General features: G+C 51.3%; 5 protein-coding genes. 4 read left to right on the top strand and 1 reads right to left on the bottom strand.

The features are described 5' to 3' along the window. Positions 1 to 368, bottom strand: a 368-nt coding sequence (locus VFK44_14350) for an SRPBCC domain-containing protein (GenBank protein ID HET7629550.1), incomplete at its 3' end; no start/stop codon positions are given. A gap of 288 nt (positions 369 to 656) precedes the next feature. On the opposite strand from VFK44_14350, the gene VFK44_14355 reads away from it, so the two are divergent. The 4 genes from VFK44_14355 (at position 657) to VFK44_14370 (ending at position 4,143) form a co-directional block, all read left to right on the top strand. After that, a complete protein-coding gene (locus tag VFK44_14355; protein ID HET7629551.1) occupies positions 657 to 2,747 on the top strand; it encodes a heavy metal translocating P-type ATPase in 2,091 nt (696 codons plus the stop codon). Between the two features lie 3 nt (positions 2,748 to 2,750). Then, entirely contained in the window at positions 2,751 to 3,344 is a 594-nt protein-coding gene (locus tag VFK44_14360; protein ID HET7629552.1) for a class I SAM-dependent methyltransferase, read from the top strand. A gap of 17 nt (positions 3,345 to 3,361) precedes the next feature. Next, positions 3,362 to 3,625, top strand: coding sequence for a YciI family protein (locus tag VFK44_14365; GenBank protein ID HET7629553.1), 264 nt, complete (start codon positions 3,362 to 3,364; stop codon positions 3,623 to 3,625). A 101-nt stretch (positions 3,626 to 3,726) separates the two neighbouring features. Further along, positions 3,727 to 4,143, top strand: coding sequence for a DUF1259 domain-containing protein (locus tag VFK44_14370; protein HET7629554.1), 417 nt, complete (start codon positions 3,727 to 3,729; stop codon positions 4,141 to 4,143). Position 4,144 lies beyond the last annotated feature (1 nt).

A 4,144-nucleotide genomic window follows, 5' to 3' on the forward strand; every position in this document is an offset into this window, starting at 1 on the left:
GTCATCGTCGTCACTCCGTCCGTTTCGTGTAAATCGATCGATTCAACCGCTTCGACATCCGGCCAGCCGTCGAATACCCATGTCTGAGCGGTCCGGTTCGGCCGTTCGACTTCTAAGAACGTTCCGCGAAACGAGCACTCGGTTCCGTCTTCGGGCACGAAGACGTAGTGGTAGTTGCCTCCGACACGCAGGTCGATGGAACAGACTTTCACTTCTTCATTGAACGGGGCAATTGTTTTGATCACATGTTCCGTCTTCGTCATAACGTCGAAAACGAGTTCGATTGGTGCATCGAACGCTCGAGTGAGGACAATTTCGCGATCATTCGGGAACTCAAAGACGGCCTTTCCGTGCCGTTTACTTGTCATTTACACTCTTCTCCTTATTGTTGCGCTTTGATCAGTTTATTTTCAATTCTATCACGCGCCTTCATTCTAGTTCTGAAGATTTTCGGTTTGATTGAATTGCTTGATGAGCTGATGGGTCATGAATCGGTTCACCAGTTTTTGGATCGAGGAATTGTTTGTGAAGCTCTGGATGTTTCGAAAAATTGAACATGATTTTCATCAGCGTGCCGAGTTTACGCCCAGTCACATGTTCTTTAAAATGACAATCAAACGGTGTAACGAATGTCGTTTAGTGAAGAGGGGTTCCCAATGGAACAAAAACAAATTTACCGCATCGAAGGCTTAACCTGAGCGCATTGCGCTGCTCGGTTCGAGCAGAACGTGAATAAGATGGCGACCGTCAAAGAGGCGTCTGTCAATTTCGGCGGGGCGAAGTTGACGGTGTACGGCAGCGCTGGTGTCGATGAACTGGAAAAAGCCGGTGCGTTCGAAAACTTAAAGCTGCATCCGGAAAACGGACAAAGGGTACAGGAAAAGACGTCCTTTTGGCAAAACCGAGAAATTTGGACGGTTTCGACAGCCTTGTTGCTGCTAATTGCCGCGTGGATTACCGATTTTCAGACAAATACATGGATCCCGATGGTTGCCTATGCGGCGACGATCATCGTTGGTGGGTATCGCTTGATTTGGACGGGGCTCCTAAATCTTGTAAAATTTCAGTTTCAAATGAAAACACTGATGACGATCGCCGTTCTCGGGGCTGCTGCGATCGGGGCATGGAGCGAAGCTGCGGTCGTCGTGATCTTGTTTGCGATCAGCGAGTGGTTGGAAAGCTATTCGCTGGACAAGGCGCGCGGTTCGATTCGTTCGTTAATGGAATTAGCGCCGAAAGCGGCGACCGTTCGTCGTGGCAACAAGGAAATACGCCTGGCGCTTGATAAAATTGAAATCGGAGACACGATGATCGTCAAGCCGGGCGAGAAGTTGGCGATGGACGGCATTGTCGAGAAAGGAATGTCGACGATCAATCAAGCAGCGATTACCGGCGAATCTGTTCCAGTCGTGAAAACGGTAAAAGACAAAGTGTTTGCCGGAACGCTGAACGAAGAAGGCCTGCTCGAAGTGAAGGTGACGAAGCGGGCAGAAGATACGACACTGGCGAAGATCATTCATCTCGTCGAGGAGGCGCAAGCGGAGCGTGCGCCGTCTCAAGCGTTTATCGATCGGTTTGCGCGGTATTATACGCCGGCGATTGCAGCGGCAGCCGTGCTGCTGGCTGTCTTCCCGCCATTATTCGCGGGTGCGGATTGGAGCGAGTGGATTTACCGCGGGTTGGCGCTCTTGATCGTCGGTTGTCCTTGCGCGTTAATTATTTCGACGCCGGTAACGATCGTGACGGCGATCGGAAATGCGGCGAGGAACGGGGTGCTGATCAAAGGCGGCATCTATTTGGAGGAATTGGGTGCGCTGAAGGCGATGGCTTTTGATAAAACGGGAACATTAACGATGGGCCGGCCGGAGGTAACCGATGTGATGGCATCCGGTGATTGGAGCGAAAGCGAGGTATTGGCGGTCGCGGCGGCTCTTGAAAAAGGATCACAGCATCCGTTGGCGGCGGCGGTCCTGCGGAAAGCGGAACCGGAAGATGTAAGCGTTGAAGCGTTCGTTTCACTGACCGGCAAAGGGATAAAAGCGACGATAAATGGCATCGTCTATCACCTTGGCAATATGCGATTGATGAACGAGCTGGGACTCGATTTAACGGGGATGAACGAGAAAATTGAGGATTTCGAGAAACAAGGAAAAACGGTGATGGGGCTCGTCGCGGGAAAAAGACTCGTCGGTCTCATCGCTGTTGCCGATCCTGTCAGAACCCGTGCGAAGCAGATGATCGAACAGCTTCAAGCGATCGGTATCAAGGAAACGACGATGCTGACGGGGGATCGGCAAGCGGTCGCGCAGGCGATAGCCAAGGAGCTCGGAATCACTGAGGTGAAGGCGGAGCTTTTGCCGGAAGATAAAGTATCGGCGATCAAAAATTTACGCGGGAAACACGCGAAGGTTGCGATGGTCGGCGATGGCGTTAATGATGCGCCGGCCTTGGCGGCGGCGTCGGTCGGGATCGCAATGGGCGGTGCCGGGACGGACACCGCGCTTGAGACGGCGGACGTTGCCTTGATGGCCGACGACTTGGAGAAGCTGCCGTTCGCCGTCAGACTGAGCCGGGAGGCGCTTGGCGTAATCAAGCAAAACATGTTTTTTGCGTTCGCCGTGAAAGCAGCGGCCATTTTATTCATTTTTCCAGGTTGGTTGACGTTATGGCTGGCGGTATTTGCCGACGTCGGGGCAACGTTGATCGTCACGCTCAATGCTTTACGATTGTTGAAAGTGAGGGGGTAAGCGGTGAAAAGATGGTTTCCGAAACTGTATGATCCGTTGATGGCTTCGCTTGAAACTAAGACATTCAAGCCGATCCGCACCCGGTTGATCGGGGATGCCGGCGGACAGGTGCTCGAAATCGGTGCAGGAACAGGCGTCAACTTTGCCTTTTACAAAATGGCGGAACAAGTGACGGCCATCGAACCGAATCCGGAGATGCTGAAAAGGGCGCAACCGAAGAAGCGCCAAGCGTCGGTTGCCATTCATGCCGAACTTGGAAACGCGGAACAGCTCAATTTTCCTGAGAATGCCTTTGATACGGTCGTCGGTACGCTTGTCTTTTGCACGATAGCGAACCCTGAAAAAGCCCTTGACGAAATTCGCCGCGTACTCAATCCCGGCGGCCGCCTGTTGTTGCTCGAGCATGTTCGTATGGAGGATCGGCTGCTCGGGAAGGCGCAAGATCTCCTAACCCCGGTATGGCGGCGGCTTTGCGACGGCTGTCACTTGAATCGAAATACACTGAGAGTCGTTAAGGAAGCAGGTTTTCGCGAGGAACATGTCGAATCTTTTTCTCGCGGCCTTTATTTTTCAGGCGTTTTTTTAAATCAACCTTGAACAGGAAGTGAATGCACATGGCGTATTTCGCTGCGATTTTACACATGGAAAAGCCGGAGGACAATCAAAAATACCGCCCGCAGCATTTGAATCACATTGCGGAGATGGAAAAGCGAGGGAAGGTTTTCGCAAAAGGACCTTTCACCGAAGAACAAGGCGGCATGATCATTTACATCGCTGATTCGAAAGCGGAAGCAAAGGAAATGGCGGAAAAAGATCCGTACGTCGTGCACGGCGTACGAAGCCTCACGTTGTACGAATGGAAGATGGAGACTGCTTAAAATTCCATAGATTTCTTGATTCGCTTGTCCCTTTCGGCCAGACCGAGCTGCTCATACTCTAGTAAGGAAAGAGCAATCCACTAAAGAAGGAGAAATGATGTATGAGCCGAAGATGGGAAAGGCTGAAAAGGTTATGCCGTGAATTCTCGGATATTTTGGATGCCACCGGCAGCGTGACCGACAACAATGTTTGTCTCGCTCAGCGATTTCGCCGGATTCCTTTCGAGATTCTCGGACGCAGAACGAGGTCACCGCTTGTCGAGCCTCAATTTTTCTCGTTTGAGAACCTTGATGCAGAAGGCAACGCCTTGAATCTAGGTGAAACGGTTCTTTTGCAAAAAGAAGTGAATCCGTTGCTGACGAAATTAAGAAAACGCAACATTATCGTCACGGCATTGCACAACCACTGGATGTTCGAACGGCCGAGAGCAATGTATATGCACTTTGAATCGGTCGAACCGCCGCTTCAATTTGCTCGGAAAGTAAGAGAGTCCTTCCGTGTTTTGAAAGACTTTTAAA

The sequence above is a fragment of the Bacillales bacterium genome, assembly GCA_035700025.1.
Taxonomy (GTDB): domain Bacteria; phylum Bacillota; class Bacilli; order Bacillales; family DASSOY01; genus DASSOY01.

What these genes read in the sequence shown, in the direction of transcription:
- VFK44_14365 (HET7629553.1), top strand. Translation starts at nt 3,362, where the DNA reads ATGGCGTATTTCGCTGCGATTTTACACATGGAAAAGCCGGAGGACAAT.
- VFK44_14370 (HET7629554.1), top strand. Translation starts at nt 3,727, where the DNA reads ATGAGCCGAAGATGGGAAAGGCTGAAAAGGTTATGCCGTGAATTCTCG.